This window comes from Parabacteroides sp. KHUB-02 (assembly GCF_056640955.1).
This window is the reverse complement of sequence record NZ_JBWQEV010000001.1, coordinates 791253-811483: the sequence shown is the minus strand read 5'-3', so window position 1 is coordinate 811483 and position 20231 is coordinate 791253. Positions and strand designations below refer to the sequence as shown.

General features: G+C 45.0%; 17 protein-coding genes and 5 tRNA genes. 5 read left to right on the top strand and 17 right to left on the bottom strand.

Annotation, left to right across the window (positions count from 1 at the left end):
* Positions 1-28: 28 nt before the first annotated feature.
* The 7 genes from ACYIA1_RS03645 to ACYIA1_RS03615 all read right to left on the bottom strand — a co-directional run bounded on the left by ACYIA1_RS03645 (position 29) and on the right by ACYIA1_RS03615 (position 7142).
* Positions 29-1078: a DHH family phosphoesterase gene (locus ACYIA1_RS03645; RefSeq protein ID WP_005866290.1), complete on the bottom strand. Its 1050-nt coding sequence runs from the start codon at positions 1076-1078 to the stop codon at positions 29-31.
* A 37-nt stretch (positions 1079-1115) separates the two neighbouring features.
* A complete protein-coding gene (locus tag ACYIA1_RS03640) occupies positions 1116-2402 on the bottom strand; it encodes a ComEC/Rec2 family competence protein (RefSeq protein WP_480334402.1) in 1287 nt (428 codons plus the stop codon).
* Positions 2403-2434: 32 nt separating this feature from the next.
* Positions 2435-3085 carry a ribulose-phosphate 3-epimerase gene (rpe, locus tag ACYIA1_RS03635; protein WP_005866287.1) on the bottom strand — a complete coding sequence of 217 codons (651 nt, stop codon included), beginning with the start codon at positions 3083-3085 and terminating at the stop codon, positions 2435-2437.
* A gap of 78 nt (positions 3086-3163) precedes the next feature.
* Positions 3164-3337 carry a hypothetical protein gene (locus tag ACYIA1_RS03630; protein WP_005866285.1) on the bottom strand — a complete coding sequence of 58 codons (174 nt, stop codon included), beginning with the start codon at positions 3335-3337 and terminating at the stop codon, positions 3164-3166.
* A gap of 75 nt (positions 3338-3412) precedes the next feature.
* Positions 3413-4006, bottom strand: coding sequence for an RNA polymerase sigma factor (locus ACYIA1_RS03625; RefSeq protein ID WP_008774229.1), 594 nt, complete (start codon positions 4004-4006; stop codon positions 3413-3415).
* A gap of 205 nt (positions 4007-4211) precedes the next feature.
* Positions 4212-5822: an OmpP1/FadL family transporter gene (locus ACYIA1_RS03620; protein ID WP_005866281.1), complete on the bottom strand. Its 1611-nt coding sequence runs from the start codon at positions 5820-5822 to the stop codon at positions 4212-4214.
* Between the two features lie 30 nt (positions 5823-5852).
* On the bottom strand, positions 5853-7142 hold the full coding sequence (locus ACYIA1_RS03615; RefSeq protein ID WP_005866279.1) for a hypothetical protein: 1290 nt from the start codon (positions 7140-7142) through the stop codon (positions 5853-5855).
* A 287-nt stretch (positions 7143-7429) separates the two neighbouring features.
* Between ACYIA1_RS03615 and ACYIA1_RS03610 the strand changes: the two genes are divergently transcribed.
* On the top strand, positions 7430-9496 hold the full coding sequence (locus tag ACYIA1_RS03610) for a cation:proton antiporter domain-containing protein (protein WP_480334398.1): 2067 nt from the start codon (positions 7430-7432) through the stop codon (positions 9494-9496).
* Between the two features lie 3 nt (positions 9497-9499).
* Here ACYIA1_RS03610 and ACYIA1_RS03605 read toward each other — a convergent pair whose 3' ends face one another.
* From ACYIA1_RS03605 to ACYIA1_RS03575, 7 genes are all read right to left on the bottom strand, one after another.
* On the bottom strand, positions 9500-10495 hold the full coding sequence (locus ACYIA1_RS03605; RefSeq protein ID WP_005866275.1) for an Acg family FMN-binding oxidoreductase: 996 nt from the start codon (positions 10493-10495) through the stop codon (positions 9500-9502).
* Between the two features lie 114 nt (positions 10496-10609).
* Positions 10610-10694 (bottom strand) — tRNA-Ser (locus tag ACYIA1_RS03600).
* A gap of 15 nt (positions 10695-10709) precedes the next feature.
* Positions 10710-10782: transfer RNA gene (locus ACYIA1_RS03595), tRNA-Lys, on the bottom strand.
* 19 nt (positions 10783-10801) lie between these two features.
* Positions 10802-10874, bottom strand: a tRNA-Lys gene (locus ACYIA1_RS03590).
* 117 nt (positions 10875-10991) lie between these two features.
* Positions 10992-11795, bottom strand: a complete 804-nt coding sequence (locus tag ACYIA1_RS03585; protein WP_005858162.1) for an MBL fold metallo-hydrolase — start codon at positions 11793-11795, stop codon at positions 10992-10994.
* Positions 11796-11844: 49 nt separating this feature from the next.
* A complete protein-coding gene (locus tag ACYIA1_RS03580) occupies positions 11845-12909 on the bottom strand; it encodes an asparaginase (RefSeq protein WP_005858163.1) in 1065 nt (354 codons plus the stop codon).
* A gap of 22 nt (positions 12910-12931) precedes the next feature.
* On the bottom strand, positions 12932-13543 hold the full coding sequence (locus ACYIA1_RS03575; protein ID WP_005858164.1) for a trimeric intracellular cation channel family protein: 612 nt from the start codon (positions 13541-13543) through the stop codon (positions 12932-12934).
* A 172-nt stretch (positions 13544-13715) separates the two neighbouring features.
* On the opposite strand from ACYIA1_RS03575, the gene ACYIA1_RS03570 reads away from it, so the two are divergent.
* Positions 13716-15197: a DUF3943 domain-containing protein gene (locus tag ACYIA1_RS03570; RefSeq protein ID WP_005858165.1), complete on the top strand. Its 1482-nt coding sequence runs from the start codon at positions 13716-13718 to the stop codon at positions 15195-15197.
* Here ACYIA1_RS03570 and ACYIA1_RS03565 read toward each other — a convergent pair.
* The gene (locus ACYIA1_RS03565) at positions 15194-16831 is read right to left on the bottom strand and encodes an ABC-F family ATP-binding cassette domain-containing protein (protein ID WP_005858166.1); all 1638 of its coding nucleotides are present in this window, start codon (positions 16829-16831) and stop codon (positions 15194-15196) included. The two genes, ACYIA1_RS03570 and ACYIA1_RS03565, sit on opposite strands and share 4 nt — an antisense overlap.
* 345 nt (positions 16832-17176) lie before the next feature.
* Here ACYIA1_RS03565 and ACYIA1_RS03560 point away from each other — a divergent pair, with 345 nt between their 5' ends.
* Positions 17177-17725, top strand: coding sequence for a 30S ribosomal protein S16 (locus ACYIA1_RS03560; protein WP_005858168.1), 549 nt, complete (start codon positions 17177-17179; stop codon positions 17723-17725).
* An 82-nt stretch (positions 17726-17807) separates the two neighbouring features.
* On the opposite strand, the gene ACYIA1_RS03555 is transcribed toward ACYIA1_RS03560, so the two are convergent.
* Positions 17808-18140: a CGGC domain-containing protein gene (locus tag ACYIA1_RS03555; protein WP_005866270.1), complete on the bottom strand. Its 333-nt coding sequence runs from the start codon at positions 18138-18140 to the stop codon at positions 17808-17810.
* 84 nt (positions 18141-18224) lie between these two features.
* Complete coding sequence (trxA, locus tag ACYIA1_RS03550) at positions 18225-18698, bottom strand: thioredoxin (RefSeq protein ID WP_005858169.1); 474 nt, start codon at positions 18696-18698, stop codon at positions 18225-18227.
* A gap of 192 nt (positions 18699-18890) precedes the next feature.
* On the opposite strand from trxA, the gene ACYIA1_RS03545 reads away from it, so the two are divergent.
* Both ACYIA1_RS03545 and ACYIA1_RS03540 read left to right on the top strand, forming a co-directional pair.
* Positions 18891-18975: transfer RNA gene (locus ACYIA1_RS03545), tRNA-Ser, on the top strand.
* Positions 18976-20125: 1150 nt separating this feature from the next.
* Positions 20126-20213, top strand: a tRNA-Ser gene (locus ACYIA1_RS03540).
* Positions 20214-20231 lie beyond the last annotated feature (18 nt).

The following is a 20231-nucleotide window of genomic DNA, read 5'->3' as shown; positions in this document are numbered from 1 at the left end:
CGCAAATGTAAATAATCTTCGTCAAACCTTACGCATGTTTGCCTAAATCTTCTGATTTATTAGGATTAAATTCCTGTAAACCTTTCTCAAACACGGCTACGGCCTCAGATAAAGAGCCATAGAACTCACCTCCGGACGCATTTTTATGTCCGCCTCCGTTGAAATAAGTAGAAGCAAACTGATTGCAAGGAAAATCGCCCACGGAGCGAAGCGATACCTTTATGTAATCGCTGTCCTCACGAATAAAGACACTAAAGCTTACGTTCTCTATGCTTAACGGCAAGTTCACGAAACCTTCCGTATCTCCAGTCTGGTACTGAAAACGATCCAGTTCCTCTTTCGATAACGTGATAAGAGCCGCCTGTTGTTCCGGATAGACCCTCATCTTCTCATACAACACATATCCCATCATACGTAAACGGCACTCGGAATAGACCTGATTCACCTTACGATAGATCAAATCCTTATCAATCCCCTTCTTGATCAATTCGCTGACGATCGTATAAATCTCCGGTTTATTCGAATTATAGGTGAACGATCCCGTATCCGTCATCATACCCGTATAGATACAAGCGGCGGCATCCCGATTCAATAAATCGAACATCCCCATACGACAAATAAAACGGAAGATCATCTCACTGGTAGAAGACATCTCCGGATACGACATCGTCACACGACAAAAATCCGCGGGGTTCAAATGATGATCAATCATCACCTTGCGGCCTTCTGAGGCGATCACCGCCGGAGCCAGTTTCTCGATACGTTTGGGCTCATTGAAATCAAGGCAGAAAATAACATCCGCTTCCTTGATCAATTTCTCGGCGAAATCCGGATATTTCTCATGTATCACGACATCCTTAGCGCCCGGCATCCATCTATAAAAAGAGGGAAATGCGTTCGGTACCACTACCGCTACATTATCCTTACCGTAAGCGGATAGGAAATGATATAAACCAAGGGATGAACCTAATGCGTCGCCGTCTGGTGAGACATGCGTCACGATAACAAAACTCTCGCCTTTCTCTACGTATTTTTTGGCTTTCTGAATCTTCTCTTCTTGAATGATTTTAGTGATCATATAATCTTTTTGTTTTCACCCCAAAGGTACGACTTTTTTAGTTTCCGGCTATCAAAAAAAGTTCAATAAGGATCTTTACTGATATTATTAACAAAAGGGTTAAGGCGGCCAACAAAACTTTTGGTTCCCGTATCTTCATATATATCAAGCATAAAACAAGAAAACCATAACCTCCTAGCATCTCAAAGAAGCTAAAACGACCCGTAATCGTCGCATAAGGCAGGGCGCTGAACACGTCCACCACCCTTACCATGCCATGAACCAGCCCTTCTACGATCTTCTGTATCCAGTCATATCCACAGAAATCCACCGGATAGCCTAACCAGAAAAAGGCAAAAGGAATCAAAAACATAGCCAAGAGAGTGACCGGTAGATTCGTAAACAAGAAAACTGTCGAAAATTGTCCAAAATAATAAAAACAGAGCAAAGCAGTCCCTATCTGCGCAGCTATAGACACCGTAATCCATTCCCAAGGCATGGCCAACAAAGGATTTCTCACCACTATCCATTCCTTGAAACGAGGCACTAGGAATAAAATAAAAAACACAGCCAAATAGCTTAACTGAAAACCAATATCAAACAGGTAATACGGATCATAGGCCAGCATACAGAAAGCGGCGGCGGCCAATGTATTATATCCATCCGTAACACGCCTAAGCGCCCTTCCTGTTAAATATAAAGATAGCATCAAGGCGGCCCGTACCGCCGAGGGCGCTAATCCTGTGATAAAGACAAACCCCCAAAGACTTCCCACCAGAATGATATAACGAACCCAACGTCCTATCCCCCATCTTGGCATAAACGAGCAAAAGAAAGATAAGAATCCACAAATCACGGCAACATGAAAACCGCTCACCGCTAATATATGAGACACGCCCGCCAAAGAGAAGCGCCTTTTCGTTTCCCGACTCATCGCTTTCTTATATCCCAATGTCAATGTAGCCAAAATAGATTTCTCCTCATCAGACAAACGCAAACGATCAAATGTATTTACCAAAGAATATTGAGCCTTGGTAGCCAATAAATCTAAAGAAGAAACAGGCTCATTTACAAGCGCTATACGTCGGTCACTATACCAACAGACCTCAACCGCCAAACATACAATCAAAACAGAGACTATAGCTCCCCATATCCAACGGGAATCGTATCGCAACTCCGCATGCGCTCTCCCACACGAGAAGCCCAGAAAAAGAAAAACCAAAGCAGATAAAACCCCTAAAACATATAGGAGCGAAGAGGCAGGTAAAAACGCATAGCATAAAATTCCGGTTATCCATAAAAAAAGCGGCCGTACAAAAGGCCGCTTTTGTATTTCCTCAATCATGATAGTTAGGTTTTGTGATATATTAATGTGTTCTACAAAGCTTTCAAGTCTTTAATTGTTTGTATCGGATCTGGAGATTTGAATACGAAGTTACCGGCGACTAACACATTGGCACCGGCGTCAACCAAGCGCTTCCCCGTCTCTAAATTCACCCCGCCATCTACCTCGATCATAGTACTCAATCCCTTCCGGTCTATCATTTCTCGTAAACGGGCCACCTTATCTACGGAATGCTCAATGAAACGTTGACCACCAAATCCCGGATTCACGGACATCAATAAAACCATGTCCACATCTTGGATAATATCTTCTAATAAGCAGATGGGCGTATGCGGATTCAAGGTGACACCCGCTTTCATGCCCGTTTCCTTAATAGCCGCTACCGTCCGATGCAAATGGGTACATGCCTCATAATGCACGTTCATCATATAGGCTCCCGTAGCCGCGACCTCAGGGATAAACTTCTGGGGCTCCACGATCATCAAGTGCACATCCATCGGCTTCTGGCATATAGACTTTAATGCGTTAAGTACCGGGAAACCAAACGAGATATTCGGCACGAATACCCCATCCATAATATCCAGATGCAACCAATCGGCGTCACTTTTATTTATCATCCCCACCTCCTTCCGCAAATCCAGAAAATTAGCGGAAAGCAGGGAAGGCGCTATCAAATGCTTCATAATCTTGTCTTTTGTTTTTACAAAAGTACACAAAAAAAGAAAGAGAACCTAATAATATAGATTCTCTTTCCGTAATTCTTAGTTCAACACATACCCGCAGAACTCCGGACGTACAGCCGGTTCCGCTTGATAAGCCCTCGCAAACTGTTTCAAGAAATCCATCGTTTGCTTCCGAGGCGAACTTTTCGCCTCCGGGGCACTTTTCACTTTTTTCTCCAAATCATCCATGCATTGCGTAGAAAGCTTCCTCATAGGCACCTTTATTTTTATCTTGTTTGCTAATAAAACGTAGGGACCTAAGACTTATTGCATGGAAAGAAAATTATTTTACACCATAGATAGCTCGATACGGTTCTCATCGGCCATACGGCGCATATTCAAGATAGCATAACGCATACGCCCTAAGGCCGTATTGATGCTAACCCCCGTGATATCGGCGATTTCCTTAAAACTAAGATCTTGATAGTAACGCATCTCCAACACCTCACGCTGGTTATCCGGCAAATGCTTTACCAATTTCTTCACGTCAGACAATACTTGATGGCGCACGATATTATCCTCTATCGTACCATCGCAAAGCTTGATGTTATTAAATAAGTCGATTTCTACCTCATCATTCGAGATCGTGTTCTCGCTACGTTCCTGACGGAAATTATCTATAATCAAGTTATGGGCAATACGAGTAATCCATGCCTTAAACTTGCCGTTCTCGGTATAGCGACCTTGTTTTATAGTCATGATAACCTTCACGAAGGTCTCTTGAAAGATATCCTCCGTAAGCTCTTTGTTACGTACTATGAAATAAATGTAAGAATGAATGCTACTTTTGTATCGATTTAATAAAATATCGAAAGCGGCATTATTACCTTCTGCATAAAGGACAACCAATTCCTCGTCGGTCATCATTTTTAAAGTCTTCATTACTTTCACATTTTTAGTTTATTCGAGTAATGTTTATGCTATAGGCGATGGGGTTTAACTGTTATACAATGTTATTTATGAAAGCAAAAGAACGAAAAATATTTTAAACCAACAAACATTTTATTTCAAATTATAAAAAGAATGTCCCCTGCCCGCACCTTTAACGTACGAACAGGGGACTTTACTGATCTAAAATATATGTATATTAGAACTTGTATCCCAATGTCAAAGCTACACGAGTCGTGTTTGTTTTCATCGTGGCGGGTTGGGCTTCGAGGAATGGCTTCGGATCATCTCCCGCAAACATATTAGAGAACGCATAAACATCTTCCTTATGCGTACGGAATACACAAGCCAAGTCCGTATAGAAGTTCGGGGTGAAGCGATAACCGATACCTACCGTATAATTCATGACCCCTTTATCGATCGTATAATTAGGAATCGTACCAACCGTAAAGACCTCTTTCTCTCCATTCTTCAGTTTATCCTTGATCGGACTATCGCTGTAGGCGACACCTGCTCTTACGGCAAATTGAGGAGTAACCTTTACCTCCGCACCTACACGGATCGTATTCATTGACTTGAAATTATCCGTTATATCTTGGTTAGTATACACGTTACTGCTACCATCCGTTTGATACATACGCATATTCTTATAATTCATCAACTCGTAATCAACGCTTATCAAAGCGGTCGTACCCAAGATTGCGGCGGCACTAAAGATCCATTTATCCGGAGAACGGAATTCATAGTCATAATAAGCATTATTAGGAGTAGCCGCATCCAGTTTACGCTCCTTCATCTCCCCTTTATCCATAAAGGTCAGATAAGAACCGGCCTCACCATAATAACGATCTGTCATCTTATACCACGTAGGTGAATTATAAGCTACACCTAAACGAAGAAAATCAGTAGGACGAACAATGGCACCCACATTAAATGAATACCCGGTACCATCCGTATCCAAGTAATTATCTAAGTATAAATTATTGCCGTTCGTAAATTCCTCATCATACGATGACTGATATCTATAGTTCAGATCCGTAATCGCAACCGTAGCGCCAAGCATCACAAGTTCCGATATATTTATACCGAAAGCCAAGTCATATTGATCCACGGAACCTCGCTCTGAAACTTTTAATTGACCTCCTTGCAATAAATACGGACTCCATTGCCCATCCGCATCTTTATCCCCGAACGCACTATAATACTCTTTATCATTATCGTTATATGAATCCATATAACCGGCATTGTATCCTAGAATAGATAGCCAATCACCTAAGTCTTGGTTATTATAAGGGTTATAGTCTTTACCCTCCCCCAACAGTCCGCTAGGCATTCCTGCCGCACGCATGGCCACATAATCAGAAAGAGAAGTATTCAAATCACCTCCTGTAGCCATCGTATAGTTCCGGTTATAATTCTTCAAGCGATTATAAGAGAAACCAACGTTCCAGCTCACGATACCCTCATCATTCGCTGTCGGGAAATATCCTACGTAAGCGATATTATCGAAACTCACCTTCGTACGGCTGTTGTCCACCTTCGAACCAAGCCAATCGGTCTTCGCGGAGGCCGAAGACAAACTCAATGTCGTAACCACCTCCGAGCTTTTATAAATCGCCAAGCCTGCCGGGTTCGTATTCATAGCGGAAATATCACCACCTAACGCACCAAAAGCACCACCCATTCCTAAATAACGAGCCGTACCATTCAACTCCGTCTGGGAATACTTAAAGGCATCCAACTGTGACTGCGAAAAAGCGGTGCCGCCACACAGGGCAAGCACCGACATTATAATTCCTATCCTTTTCATCGTATCTCTAATTTTATCAACCTAACACTTTTACCTGCGACCACCACCGGCACGGCCACCTCCGCCACCAACAGAGCCTCCACTAGAACGACCTCCACCGAAGCTACCGGAAGAAGAACCTACCGAACTACTACGAGAAGGAGAGGAACTTCTAAATTGACTGGAAGAAGAGCGACTATTTGAGAAATCGCTACTGCTTCTGGAAGAAGAACGTGTTACCGGAGCTGAATATTGACGTCCGGAAGAAGATGCGGCTCCAGAACTACTTCTGGAAATCCTTGTTCTCGCCGAGCTATTACTTATGCCCGAGCTACTTCTTGTCGTTGCCGAATTTCTAACAGAAGAAGAGGAACGACGTCCCGCACCAGAGGAAATAGCAGATTCCCTACGGGTAGATCCCGCACGTCCATTGCTCAAGGAACTTGAAGACGAAGGTCTTGTAGTCGATCCGGAATTTCTCAAGGAAGAAGAGCCACTGCTCCGCCCACCTGTATAACCGGAACCTCTGCCACTCGCATAAGAGCGATTATCTCGATAAGAAGAACGTCCGTTTGAATAATGTCTACTTGGAGTCGAATAGTAACCGGGATAGTAATGATGGTGATGTCCCCAATGGCCACCCCAATAGCCTCCACCCCAGCCCCAAGACGGGCCATACCATGGATCGTACCACGGACTATAATAGCCGGCATAAAAGCCTCCCCAGCCCCAGCCGAATCCCCAAGACGGGCCGTAGAAGCGAGATGAATAAGTCCACCAAGGGCTATAACTATAGAACCAAGGATCGTACCAACCTGTATACCAAGGCGAGCCCCAACCGTTGCCGACATTGATATTAAAATTCACGTTCGCGCTACCGTTCGAATAATCCGTATCATAGCCGTAACCATAATATCCGTCACTCAGATACAAATCGACTTGATCCGCTCCGGCGATCGTAATCTTACTCGGCGAATGATAACGAATGATACGTTCCGTATATTCAGTATCCGAACGACGCTCGGAAGAAGACTCATTCTCATCGCTATCCTCATAGATAACGGAATCATCCTCACGATAAGGCTCCTCCACCTCGACTGATGTATAACGACGGTTATATTCATCCACATCCCGGCTGTCTGAAGAAGCTTGGCTCTTGGCTGTAGCGACCAGGGTCCTAGACTCCTGTTTCGGCTGAACAACCTTTTTCTCTTCAACCTGTTCTTTCTTTTTCTTGTTTTTGGAAGAGAAATACACATCATCAAAGAACTCCTCCTGAGCCGCGGCACTAAACGCGATCAGAAGCATCATCACTAAAGATGTTAATTTCATGGGTTTCATATTTGTTTCTCCTCTACATTAAATAAATATTTTTCTCTTTTCATGTTTGACACCCTTTTATGCAAAGGGTTTAAACGCTTTTTAGTTTTATAACAATAAACTCAATGCAATGTATGTACAAATATAATCGGTTCACGCTAATGTCCCAAGATTTACATATACTTTAACTTATAAAACTCACACATTTATTGTTATCTATAAAAGAAGATGCAAAGTTGGCGTAAACGCTGCAATCTCCGCAAATTCTTATTATTTTTGTTTCAAATTATAACGAAAAAATTACGCATATGGTATTAGCCTCGACAATAGATTTCACATTGCCCTTAGCGGACCCGGTATTAAAATTTCTCTTGATTCTTTTAATTATCCTGGCCGCTCCCCTTTTATTAAACAAGCTGAGAATCCCTCACCTGCTTGGACTGATCATTGCCGGCGCAATTATCGGACCGCACGGCTTTAATCTCGTATTACGGGATAGCAGCATTATCTTGTCCGGGACGGCGGGATTGCTTTATATCATGTTTCTCGCCGGATTGGAAATCGATATGGCGGATTTTAAGAGAAATAGTACGAAAAGCCTAGCTTTCGGCATGTACACATTCCTCATTCCGATGATCCTAGGAACGGTTGTCGGGATATGGGTCCTGCGATTCAACGTATTGACCTCCGTTTTACTCGCCAGTATGTTCGCCTCCCATACATTGATCGCCTATCCGATTATCAGTAAACTGGGTATCAGCAAAAACAAAGCTGTCAGTATCACCGTAGGAGGAACGATGATCACTGATACCTTGGCATTGCTCGTCCTAACGATCATTGTCGGCATGGCCACCGGACAGGTCAACGATATGTTTTGGATTCGTCTGGGGGTTTCCATCTTGATATTCGCGTTAATCGTATTATTCGGTTTCCCTTTCATTGGGCGTTGGTTCTTTAAGCATGTACACGATAATATATCACAGTATATATTCGTGCTGGTGATGGTATTTCTGGGATCTTTCCTAGCTCAGGTAGCGGGCATGGAGGCGATCATCGGGGCGTTCTTATCCGGACTAGCCCTAAATCACCTTATCCCGCAAAGCTCACCCTTGATGAATCGTGTCGAGTTCGTAGGAAATGCCATATTCATCCCATTCTTCTTGTTGGGCGTAGGTATGTTAATAGATTATCGTACGTTCTTTACCAGTTTCGAGACCATTAAAGTTGGGCTTATCATGATTATCGTAGCTACGGCCGCCAAATACATAGCCGCTTGGATGACCCAAAAGACTTTCCATCTGTCCACGGATCAGCGAAGCGTTATTTTCGGCTTAAGTAACGCACAAGCCGCCGCTACATTGGCCGCCGTGATGGTCGGATATAACGTAATCACCGGAACAGACGCTAATGGGGAACCAATCCGGTTATTAAATGAGAGCGTGTTGAACGGTACGATCCTGATGATACTTGTCACTTGCACCATCGCCTCTTTCGCCGCCCAAAAAGGCGCTCATAACATAGCGGCCCAAGATATATCCGATAAGGAGGAAAACAAAAAAGAATCAGAGCATATCTTGATACCGGTCAGCAATGAAGAGACCGTGGAAGAGCTGGTCAACCTCAGCTTGGCGATCAAATCTCCCCAAAACAAGAACGGCTTGTTTGCCCTAAAAGTGATAGATAACCATCATTCAGACGAGAAAGCGTTAAAACAGTCCCGCAGGGTTCTACAGACCGCAGTCAATACGGCTGCCGCCACGGATACCCAGATGAAAGATTTATTAAGATATGACTTAAGCGTATCGAATGCTATCGCCAGCGTGGTAAAAGAGCGGGAGATCACAGATCTGGTAGTGGGATTGCACAAGGAAAAAGATATACCGGCGGCCTTCCTAGGCCATATCGTGGAAAGCGTATTGGCGGAAAGTAGTGTAAGTACATTCATATACAAGCCCGCACAACCCATCTCTACTGTTAGACGGCATCTGATCATCATCCCGGAATTGGCCGAAAAAGAAATCGGTTTCAACCAAATCATCTTCCGGCTACGAAACGTGACCCAGAACACAGGTGCAGCGACAGTCTTTTACGGTTCGGAAGCGACCTTGAATGCCTTAAAGAAATTATTAGCCAAGAAAAGCGGAGAAGCCAGTTATATCGAATTCAACGACTGGGATGACTTCCTGATCGTTTTCCGGGATATAAAACCGGACGACACGATGTGGGTTATCCTTAGCCGCAAGGAAGGACTTTCCTACGCTCCCGCCATGGCCCGTATCCCCAAGTACCTCAACAAATACTTTCAGGCAAACAGTTTCGTCTTGGCATATCCCGTGCAAGCTGGCATGAACGAGGGCACTCGCTATCTGACTTAGCCATTACGGAACCAGCCTCTCACGCCAAGACTTTCGAGGTGAGTACGGCATTTTCCGCTTAGCGTATCCTAGACGGAGGATCAAGGCAGGAATCTCGTTGGTGAAAGACAAGTCTTTCGCCAGCAAACCGGAAAGATCACGCACCTCACAAGGCTGGTTCAAAAAGGCGAAAGCGATATTCTTTTCCGTAGCTCTCAAAAGAAAACGTTGCAAACTCCGGCCTAGCGCAAACCATTCCGGTAGCGTATTTGTCCGTAAGGCGAACAAGGCTAAATGAGAAGAAGAGTCCAGCTTCTTCTTGTCTCCCCTATTTTGTATGCCGACTTTCAAGACACTTCCCATGATTGTCTCTGAGATAAGACGGGGAAGATTCGGCGCCCCGAACACCGCATAACTCAGGCCGTCCGATGTAGCTCGTACATGATTCTTATTAAAACGCATCCATGATTTCAGCTCTCGTTTAAACAGATGATCGTTCATTTGCCGGTTATTCCCCGCAAATATATAAGAAGAAAGCGTATCGAACTCCCACTCTCCTTTCGACCACAAATGCAGACTGATATTTTCCTCCAAAGGCGTATTCCTCAAATAGCTCAATTGATCCGATGGAATCATTTCCCCGGAATATATGCCTCGATTCGTCTGTCTGACCGAAATTTCCTCGATAAGCCCACTCGTCTCCTTAATCATCGATGCCTCCGACAAGAGCACGGTGATCTCCCCCGATCCTGAAAAAACCGGTAGCGGAGCATATCCTTTTGCCTCAGCCGCAATGCAAAGATTCTCGGTGGCACATCCTAAGCTAATAAATAACTCACGGTTATCCGGATCTACGGCCGGAAGGGACTTACTCATATCCGGAAGAATCTGTATCCTATCCTTTTGCACACGAAACAACCAAGGTTGGGTATTATGCCCCGATGGGGCTTTCACGGCTTGTTCCATCATATAGATAAAATCCGGCCGTATATCACTTATCCGCAATGATCCTGTTTCCATATTATTATACACTTTCTCATTCTAGCGATGCCCGCTACCTCTTTCCGTTCGTGCCCGGACAAACGCCTCAAAAACAAAAAATCCCGTAAAGCTTTCGCTTTACAGGACTCTCTGCGGAAAGACAGGGATTCGAACCCCGGGAACCTCTCAGTTCAACGGTTTTCAAGACCGCCGCAATCGACCACTCTGCCATCTTTCCAATAAGTAAATCGTGTGACCTGGGAGGGGCTCGAACCCTCGACCCAATGATTAAGAGTCATTTGCTCTACCAACTGAGCTACCAAGTCAACATGTTATTTGTTTGAGTGACCTGGGAGGGGCTCGAACCCTCGACCCAATGATTAAGAGTCATTTGCTCTACCAACTGAGCTACCAAGTCATTCTGTTTTGCTATCGTTACTTTTTCAAACCACCGTTTGTTTCTCGATTGCGGGTGCAAAGATAGAGGTTTTATTTTTCCCCGCAAACTTTTCGACTACTTTTTTTTCTTAAAATTTTAATCAAACTCGTAAATATCCGAGGGTGTAGTCCGCTTCAACGCTACCAATGAGACATCTTTCCCTACCCTTATGCCCTCTTGGAAAAGACGTATATCCACTGTCTTATAGGCCAGTTCGGGATGGTTATTGTCCCGGCTGAGATGGCAAAGCCAGATATTCTTCAAACCGGTATTATAATGGGTCGCCAAGAACTCTGCAGCCTCCCTATTACTCAAATGCCCGGTGGGGCTCGCCACCCGCTCTTTCAAGAAAGCGGGATATGTACCGAAACGAAGCATCTCCTCATCATAGTTCGCTTCCAATATTAAATGGTTCGCCATGCAGATATATTTCCCCACCGTGTCCGTGATATGGCCTACGTCGGTAGCGAAAGTGAATTTATGATTACCATACTCGATATGGTATCCCACATTATCAGTACTATCGTGAGGCACCTCGAAAGCCGTGATACGGAAATCACGGATAAGGAATGGAACTTCTTTTTCTATAACCTTGCGGGAGACACATAAGGTCTCCTCCACATACCGGCTCTTATCAATCCCCCGGTGCACGTCGGCTGTCGCATAGACAGGAATGCAAAGCTTCTCGCCCAAATACCCGACCGTCTTGATATGATCCGCATGATCGTGGGTAATCAACACGGCCACGATCTTGGTAAAATCGATCGACCGGTCCTTCAATACTTTCTTTATGGTCCGGATTCCGATACCTGCGTCAATCAGCATACCGAATTCCGAAGTCCCCAAATAATAGCAGTTCCCACTGCTCCCACTCGCTAAACTCAGAAATGATAGTTTCATACTCTCCTATTCCGCAACACTGCTTTTTTTCTGTTTTACATAGTATACACTAGGGGCGGAACGTCTCAGGGATCGATACCTCCCCGATCAACGAGCAGTTCATATGCTCCTTCACCTCGTCGGGTGTCAGCCCATGGCCGAAGAGGAACATTAGCTTCGTCACGGCGCTCTCCGTCGTACTATCGAAGCCGCTCGTCACGCCTGCCTCCAACAATTTGTGCCCCGTCTCATAACGGTGCATCTCCACACTTCCGGCCCTACACTGAGTAACATTCACGATGACGATACCACGGTCTACAGCCTCCTTCAACATATTCAAGAACCATTCCTCGCACGGAGCGTTTCCGCTTCCGAATGTTTCCATCACCACGCCTTTCAGACCCGGGATATTCAGGATACTTTCCACTACTTGCGGAGAAATTCCGGGGAATAGTTTTAGTATAGCGATATTTCGGTCCAACAAATAATGCGGCTTCAGCGGCTTACGCGATACCGGATGATATACCTGCGGCAGATCATACTTAATATAGATACCCGCATGAGCCAAAGCCGGGTAATTGTACGAACGGAACGCGTTAAAATTATCTGCGTTTATCTTACTCGTACGATTCCCCCTCAATAAATCATTCTCAAAAAAGATACAGACCTCCGGGACCAACGGTAAGCCGTTCTCCTTGGCGGCCGCTATCTCGATCGCCGTAATCAAGTTCTCCTTCCCATCGGTACGCAACATCCCGATCGGTAATTGCGATCCCGTAAGGATCACCGGCTTACTCAGGTTCTCGAGCATAAAACTCAATGCCGATGCCGTATACGACATTGTATCCGTGCCATGCAGTACCACAAAGCCGTCGTATTTCTGATAATTATCGGCGATGATTTTCACGATCTTCATCCACGAGTCCGGCCCCATCTCCGAGGAGTCCATCGGAGGATCGAACTGTATCGTGGCCACCGAATACCCCAGTTTCTTCAACTCCGGCATATTGTCCTTCAAATGCTGGAAATTAAACGACTCTAACACTCCAGTCTCCGGATTCTCGATCATACCTATCGTCCCACCCGTATATATCAACAGGATGGAAGCCTTTTCTTGTTGAGTATGCATGTCCATATAATTATGCAAAGTTAATAAATTATTCTTCTCCTTTCAACACCGGAACACTTATATGATATTTTACGGCGATTATACGTGCGAGGAACACGCTCAACGCCGATACGAACTGTATCATCGCCGCCGACATAGAAGTTTGCATACATATATAATATATCAAACCGCCAAAGACACAAGCCAACGCATAAATATCTTTCCGGAATATCAAAGGCTCCTCATTAATCAATATATCCCTCATCATACCGCCAAACGAGCCGGTTATAGTTCCCATCACGATCGCCACCCACATGGGAAACCCGAAATCCAAGGTCTTGGCGATACCTACCACCACAAACAACCCCAATCCGATAGCATCGAATATAAAAAATGTATTGTTCAAACGGATCACGTATTTTCGGAAAGCGATAACGAACAACAAAGCCAAGGCCGAGACAATCAAATAAGAGGCTTGTTCCATCCAAAAAGGCACCGCATTCAATAAAATATCACGAATCGTACCTCCTCCTACAGCGGTCACGACACCCACCACATAGGCGCCAAACCAATCAAATTGTTTCGCAGAAGCCAATCTTATGCCACTTATGGCAAACGCAAAGGTCCCTGTATAGTCACAAAAGGTGATAAAATCTATCATTTTGTTTTTTTCGCAAAAATACGGAATAGTTCGCAAATAACAGCATTTATAGAAAGAATACCTAACAATAATTTAAACCAAACGAATCCCTTAATGTTTATTATATATAAGTTTGCGGAGTGGTTATAACCGTAACCTATTGATTTTTATTCACAAAAGAGAATTGAGTTAGATGAGGATGAAAAAATGCATGTTGATCGGGTTGATCTGTCTGCTATCCAGCCAATGGATGTGGGGGCAACACTTCCCTCAGATGGATGCCCGCAATTACGTGAGCGACACGGCCCTTTTCATTCCACGCCGCCCTTGGTTGGCAGCAAGCGAGGTATTCGGAATGAACATGGCCGTCTGGACTTTCGACCGTTTCTTAATGAACGAGGATTTCGCGAAGATAAACGGACATACGATTAAGCAAAACTTCAAGACGGGGCCTGTTTGGGACACGGATAAGTTCTCTACCAATCTGGTGGCCCATCCCTATCACGGATCGTTATATTTCAACGCGGCCCGTAGCAACGGACTGAATTTCTGGCAATCCATTCCATTCGCGGCGGGAGGCAGCCTAATGTGGGAATTCTTTATGGAAACGGAACCGCCCTCCATCAATGACATGCTTGCCACCTCTTTCGGCGGTATAGAATTAGGTGAGATTACCTACCGGCTCTCCGACTTATTCATCGACAACCGCTCCCACGGGGCGGAACGTGTGGGACGGGAGATCTTATCCGGTTTGATATCTCCGATGCGGGCGATCAATCGTATCATCACGGGAGAAGCTTGGAGACACAGCAGCTCCAAGGGGCGTGTCTACACCTCGGTTCCCGTGAACTTCATCGTGGGTGTTGGTCCTCGCTTCCTTGCCGAGCAGGAAGGCTCCAAGCATGGCACTACGAGCATGCACGTATCCTTCAGGTTGGATTATGGAGATCCTTTCAATGATGATTTCTATTCGCCCTATGAATGGTTTCAGTTGAAGGCCGGGTTCGATTTCTTTTCGAGCCAGCCGCTCATCAGCCAAGTCAATGCCGTTGGGGCTATCTGGGGGAAACAGGTCTGGAGTAAAGGCCCTCGTAGTCTGGCCGCTGGAATCTTTCAGCATTTCGACTACTATGATTCCGAGTTAAAATCCAATAGTTCCCAAACGGTAGCTCCCTACCGCATATCGGAAGCGGCGGCGGTCGGTGGTGGATTGATCTATTACAAAAGAGGCACGCCGGACAATAAGGTAGATGTTTACGCCGAATTATACGGAACAGGAGTCGCCTTGGGCGCAAGCATCTCCGATTATCTCCGGCTGGAAGAGAGAGATTATAATCTGGGAAGCGGTTATAGCGTGAAAGCGTTTACCGGATTGGCCTACGATAAACGCTGGGCGTTCTTGATCGATTTGGAGAACTACCATATCTTCACATGGAAAGGATACGAGCCGGATATAGACTGGAATGCGGTGGACCCTACAAAGTTAAACGTACAAGGCGATGCCGGCAACGCACGTCTGACGGTATTTTCCACCACCTTAGCCTATATGTCCAAGCATAAATGGAATATTGCGTTGCGAAATCGTTATTTCTCCCGCCGTACCCATTATAAGTATCATAAAGATATAGATAGCTCCACGTATGATATTATGCTGACGCTTGGGTGGAGGATTTAATTCTTCCGCTCAAGCTCACGCAGATTCTCCATCTTCTTGCGCTGCATAAACTCATAGATGCCTTCCAAATGCTCCGTCACTTTTTGGTTTCCGAACTCATAGACCTTAGAGACCAGCCCATCCAAGAAATCACGGTCGTGGGATACGACGATCAACGTCCCGTCAAAGTCAAGCAACGCCTGCTTCAAGATATCCTTCGTCTTCATATCCAGATGGTTTGTCGGCTCATCCAGAATCAGCAAGTTCACAGGCTCCAACAATAGCTTAATCATGGCCAGACGTGTACGCTCGCCACCGGAAAGCACCTTCACCTTCTTCGCCGAGTTCTCGCCGCCAAACATGAACGCACCCAGCAGATCCTTGATCTTATTACGGATATCGCCTTGCGCCACATCGTCTATCGTCTGGAAAACCGTAAGGTTCTCATCCAGCAGGGAGGCTTGGTTCTGGGCGAAATAACCGATCATCACGTTATGCCCCAGCGTCAACGTCCCCTCGTGCTCGATCTCTTTCATGATACACTTCACCAAGGTAGACTTACCCTCGCCATTCTTCCCGACGAAAGCGATCTTATCCCCTCGCTCGATCATCAGATTAGCGTTTCGGAAAACCGTATGATCGCCATACGCTTTCGAGACATTCTCGATCGTCACCGGATAAGAGCCCGAACGGGGCGAAGGCGGAAACTTCAAGCGCAAAGCCGAGGTATCTTCCTCATCCACCTCCAAGATCTCCAGTTTCTCCAGCATCTTCACACGGCTCTGCACCTGCAAGGTCTTGGAGTACGTGCCCTTGAAACGCTCGATGAACTCTCTCGTCTCGGCGATCATCTTCTGTTGCTCGTCATAAGCCTTCTGTTGTTGCTCACGACGTTCCTTCCGTAATTGCAAGTATTGGCTATAGTTTACCTTATAATCATAAATCCGGCCCATCGTCACCTCGATCGTACGAGTCGTGATATGATCCACGAACGCACGGTCGTGGCTGATCACCACTACGGCCTGACCGTTATCGATCAAGAAATCCTCCAACCACTGGATAGACTCGATATCCAAGTGATTCGTCGGCTCGTCCAGCAAAAGGACATCCGGTTTCTTCAACAGTAGTTTCGCCAGCTCGATACGCATACGCCAGCCACCGCTGAATTCACTGGTTTGCCGGTCGAAATCCTCCCGTTTGAAACCCAGTCCCAACAAGGTTTTCTCTATATCGGCGTCGTAATTGATCTCCTCTATGGAATAGAATTTCTCGCTCAAGGTAGAGACCCGCTCGATCAGCTCCATATAACCATCCGACTCATAGTCCGTACGAGTCTCCAGTTGCTTATTCAATTCGGCGATCTCCGCCTCCATCTCGTGCAGATGGGCGAAAGCCTGCGCCGTCTCCTCGAAAACGGTACGGCCATCCTCCGTCATCAAATGCTGCGGCAAATAAGCGATCACGGTATCTTTAGGGGCGGACACTTTTCCACGGCTTGGCTCCCGCACGCCGGCCAATATCTTCAACAAGGTAGATTTACCGGCACCGTTCTTACCCATCAAGGCGATACGATCTTTCTCGTTAATCACAAAAGAAACATCCGAGAAAAGGGCGCTTCCACCAAACTCTACTGTTAGTCCGTCAACTGAAATCATATGTTTATTTTAATACATTAATATAATGAAGCCGCGAAGATAAGAAAAATCCCTTTCATTAGGGATGTACAGGAGATTTCATACGATCTTTCCGGGGCAAGACTAGGAAGAAATTGGTTGCCGATGCCGTCGACAATATTTTCGACGCCGTCAGCAATATTTCCGACAGCGTCAGCATTATTGCCGACGGTGTCGGCAACCAATTGCATAAGGGACTAATCCCTTAAACTACCTTTAAAAAAAGCAGAAGCATCCACATATTTTCCAACAAAACGCTTGTTTTATAAACAGAAACTCCTATCTTTGCACCCGCTAATACAAACAGCTTAAATTAATTATTCAAACATGGCAACAAAAATTAGATTGCAAAGACACGGTCGTAAAGGTTACGCCTTCTACCAAATCGTGATCGCAGACAGCAGGGCTCCACGTGATGGAAGATTTATTGAAAGGATAGGTTCTTATAATCCGAACACTAATCCTGCTACAGTAGATTTGAACTTCGAAAGAGCTTTGTATTGGTTACAAGTAGGTGCTCAACCTACAGACACAACTCGTAACATCCTTTCTCGCGAAGGCGTTTGCTTGAAAAAGCATTTATTGGAAGGTGTTAAGAAGGGTGCGTTCGACGAAGCCGCAGCTGAGGAGAAATTCCAAGCTTGGTTGAAGAACAAACAAGCTTCCGTACAAGCTATCAAAGAAAAAGACAGCGAAGCAGCTAGAGCAGAAGCTAAAGCACGTCTTGAGGCTGAGAAGGAAGCTAATAAGGCAAAAGCAGAAATCGTAGCTAAAAAGAAAGCAGAATTGGCAGCAGCTGAAGCTGCTAAGCAAGCTGAGGAAGCAGCCGCAGCGGCTCCCGCTGAAGAAGCTCCGGCAACTGAAAGCGCTGAATAATTCGTGCGATGCCAAAATAAAAAAGAGGACATTTTTCAATGCCCTCTTTTTTTATGCCTTTTCCACCAGCTACCGGATCTTCCTAATGCGTATAATCGATCAGCCGGATGCCATCGCCTAAATCGTTCTGGATAACATCCTTCATCCTTTTGGCGAAAGGACAGGCATAACCTATCGGCGTCCCTTTTTGGATACAGGAAGCAAAAGCGATACTATCCGCCCCTCTATTCACCAACTCCCTCGCCCTTAATACGGCCTTTTTTCCGGGACAACCTCCGCAATTGATAAACCCAATGATCTCAATATCTTCCTCTACACCCTCAAAGGCTCCCTTTTTCTCACGGATCATCCTAAAATCAGTAGTACCGGGGCAAAAATCCTCTGTTTGCATACATCTGATAATTCCTACTTTCATAAAGCATCCCTCCCAATTAAAAAAGCCGTAAAATCTAAAATTCTACGGCTTTCCGATCTATAAATGATGATTAACTAAGTCGTGTTACTTCTTCTTCAACAAGAAAGTATCGATCTGTTTCACAAACTCCTCACGGGGAAGAGCTCCCATCGATATCTGAGGCTGTCCTTCCTTAGGGATAAACAAGAACGTAGGAATACTTTGTATGCCGAAAGCGGCAGCCAACTCCTTTTCCTTATCCACATTTACCTTATAAACTACGATATCATTCTTATACAGGATAGCCAAATCCCTTAAAATAGGAGCCACTTGCTTGCAGGGACCACACCAGTCCGCATAAAAATCGATGATACAAGGCTTATCACCTTCATATACCCATTTCGTAGCGTTCTTCTCGTAATTGAATACCTTTTGCAGGAACTCTGCCTTGTTCAAAGTAACGACCTCTCCCTTGGAGGCGGTACCAGCCTCACTTGATTTATCTGATTTAGCGGACATCGAGCAGCTTACTAATAGCAGCACAACCGAAACCAGCCATAAACTTTTCAACTTTCTCATATAGAAACCTTTTACTTGATTGATAAATTATTTGCTACAAAAATAGCAATAAAAAGGGGATTCCCACACATTCTATTCTTAAAAGAAAAGAATAAACAAAAAGAAAAAAAGCGCATAAGACTCTTGTATATTCCAAAAGAATGACTACCTTTGCAAAGCAATTAAACGAAACGTTTGATCGCAAAACATATTGGAAAGATGGCAGAGTGGTCGATTGCGGCGGTCTTGAAAACCGTTGAACCGAGAGGTTCCCGGGGTTCGAATCCCTGTCTTTCCGCAGAATCTACTGAACAAAACAAGAGAGTAAGTGGACAAAAACCTACAAATCTGCGATTTGTAGGTTTTTTTATTATTGCCTATAAGTCTTGTCTCCAATGCCTTATCAGAAGAAAATTCGGCTCACCCGATAATCAGTGGGGGTATCTTCAGGCTCATATATATTTCATTTCAGCCGGCAACCTAAGACAAGTCGACCTACAGAAATATCGAAGTCGGCCAACAGATGAGATCATGGGATAACCATTGCCATATAAATCGCTGTCTTATATCCTGTTAATCAACAGGCCAACTCACTTGAGAAAGGCTTCCCAAGTGAATAACTAACCATTTCCAGACTCGTAAGCTTACGGCTACCCCCAGCCGTAAGTTATTCACTTGACAAGCCGTAAGTTATTCACCTGACAAGGCATAAATTATACATTAACCGTCTCTCCCCCGATGGTTATCGGGAAATGGCAGAGGAACTATAGATACAAGTGGCCCATTTGTCTTTTTGACAACTTGTAATCTGAAGTCCCGGAGAATCGATTATTCCGTACCTAAGTGAGTCTCGCTTCCAAATTCGAGAGAAAAAAACAGCAATTCTCTGTTTGATAGCCGTTTGCTGAAAAACGGCCTTTCGTTCCAGTCGAAATAATTCACCCTAGTTCATGTTTTACGGTCGTTAGGCGGTAATAATGCCCAACGCTACCGCATGTGAGGGCCGATGCCTATATATGTGTAGGCTTACGCCACTATATGTGTAGCTTGACGCGACTATATGTGTGGGTTGACACTGCTATATGTGTGAGTTGATACAGCCATATGTGTAGGTTGATACGTATATATTCGTTAAAAAGCGACGCTTATCGTGTTAAAAAGCGGTTGTGGCAGCTTGTTCGCGCTCCCCGTTTACGCTCGTTGGCTTTTATAGCCAGAGAGCCGTGTCGTGAAAAAGAAGGCATTTCAATCAAAAAGATACCATTCATCGCATTAAGCTGACATCCGCGATTCTTGTTTTATCCCTTTGAATTAACTCTGTTCCCAATAAATATCGGGTGAGCCAAGTAATCGCATCCAGACATTGCATCTCTATGTAAATTCGCAAGCGAAACTCTTGCATAATCAAAAAAAATCAATACCTTTGCACCCGGTTTCAACAAGACCTTGGAGAGATGCTCGAGTGGTTGAAGAGGCACGCCTGGAAAGCGTGTAAACCCCTAAAGGGTTTCGCGGGTTCGAATCCCGCTCTCTCCGCAGAACTAACCAGACAAT

Coding starts and splice junctions, on each gene's coding strand:
- ACYIA1_RS03555 (WP_005866270.1), bottom strand. CDS start 18,140: ATGAAAGTAGGAATTATCAGATGTATGCAAACAGAGGATTTTTGCCCC.
- ACYIA1_RS03640 (WP_480334402.1), bottom strand. CDS start 2,402: ATGATTGAGGAAATACAAAAGCGGCCTTTTGTACGGCCGCTTTTTTTA.
- ACYIA1_RS03575 (WP_005858164.1), bottom strand. CDS start 13,543: ATGATAGATTTTATCACCTTTTGTGACTATACAGGGACCTTTGCGTTT.
- ACYIA1_RS03560 (WP_005858168.1), top strand. CDS start 17,177: ATGGCAACAAAAATTAGATTGCAAAGACACGGTCGTAAAGGTTACGCC.
- ACYIA1_RS03645 (WP_005866290.1), bottom strand. CDS start 1,078: ATGATCACTAAAATCATTCAAGAAGAGAAGATTCAGAAAGCCAAAAAA.
- ACYIA1_RS03615 (WP_005866279.1), bottom strand. CDS start 7,142: ATGAAACCCATGAAATTAACATCTTTAGTGATGATGCTTCTGATCGCG.
- trxA (WP_005858169.1), bottom strand. CDS start 18,698: ATGAGAAAGTTGAAAAGTTTATGGCTGGTTTCGGTTGTGCTGCTATTA.
- ACYIA1_RS03620 (WP_005866281.1), bottom strand. CDS start 5,822: ATGAAAAGGATAGGAATTATAATGTCGGTGCTTGCCCTGTGTGGCGGC.
- ACYIA1_RS03610 (WP_480334398.1), top strand. CDS start 7,430: ATGGTATTAGCCTCGACAATAGATTTCACATTGCCCTTAGCGGACCCG.
- ACYIA1_RS03570 (WP_005858165.1), top strand. CDS start 13,716: ATGAGGATGAAAAAATGCATGTTGATCGGGTTGATCTGTCTGCTATCC.
- ACYIA1_RS03565 (WP_005858166.1), bottom strand. CDS start 16,831: ATGATTTCAGTTGACGGACTAACAGTAGAGTTTGGTGGAAGCGCCCTT.
- ACYIA1_RS03625 (WP_008774229.1), bottom strand. CDS start 4,006: ATGAAGACTTTAAAAATGATGACCGACGAGGAATTGGTTGTCCTTTAT.
- ACYIA1_RS03585 (WP_005858162.1), bottom strand. CDS start 11,795: ATGAAACTATCATTTCTGAGTTTAGCGAGTGGGAGCAGTGGGAACTGC.
- rpe (WP_005866287.1), bottom strand. CDS start 3,085: ATGAAGCATTTGATAGCGCCTTCCCTGCTTTCCGCTAATTTTCTGGAT.
- ACYIA1_RS03580 (WP_005858163.1), bottom strand. CDS start 12,909: ATGGACATGCATACTCAACAAGAAAAGGCTTCCATCCTGTTGATATAT.
- ACYIA1_RS03630 (WP_005866285.1), bottom strand. CDS start 3,337: ATGAGGAAGCTTTCTACGCAATGCATGGATGATTTGGAGAAAAAAGTG.
- ACYIA1_RS03605 (WP_005866275.1), bottom strand. CDS start 10,495: ATGGAAACAGGATCATTGCGGATAAGTGATATACGGCCGGATTTTATC.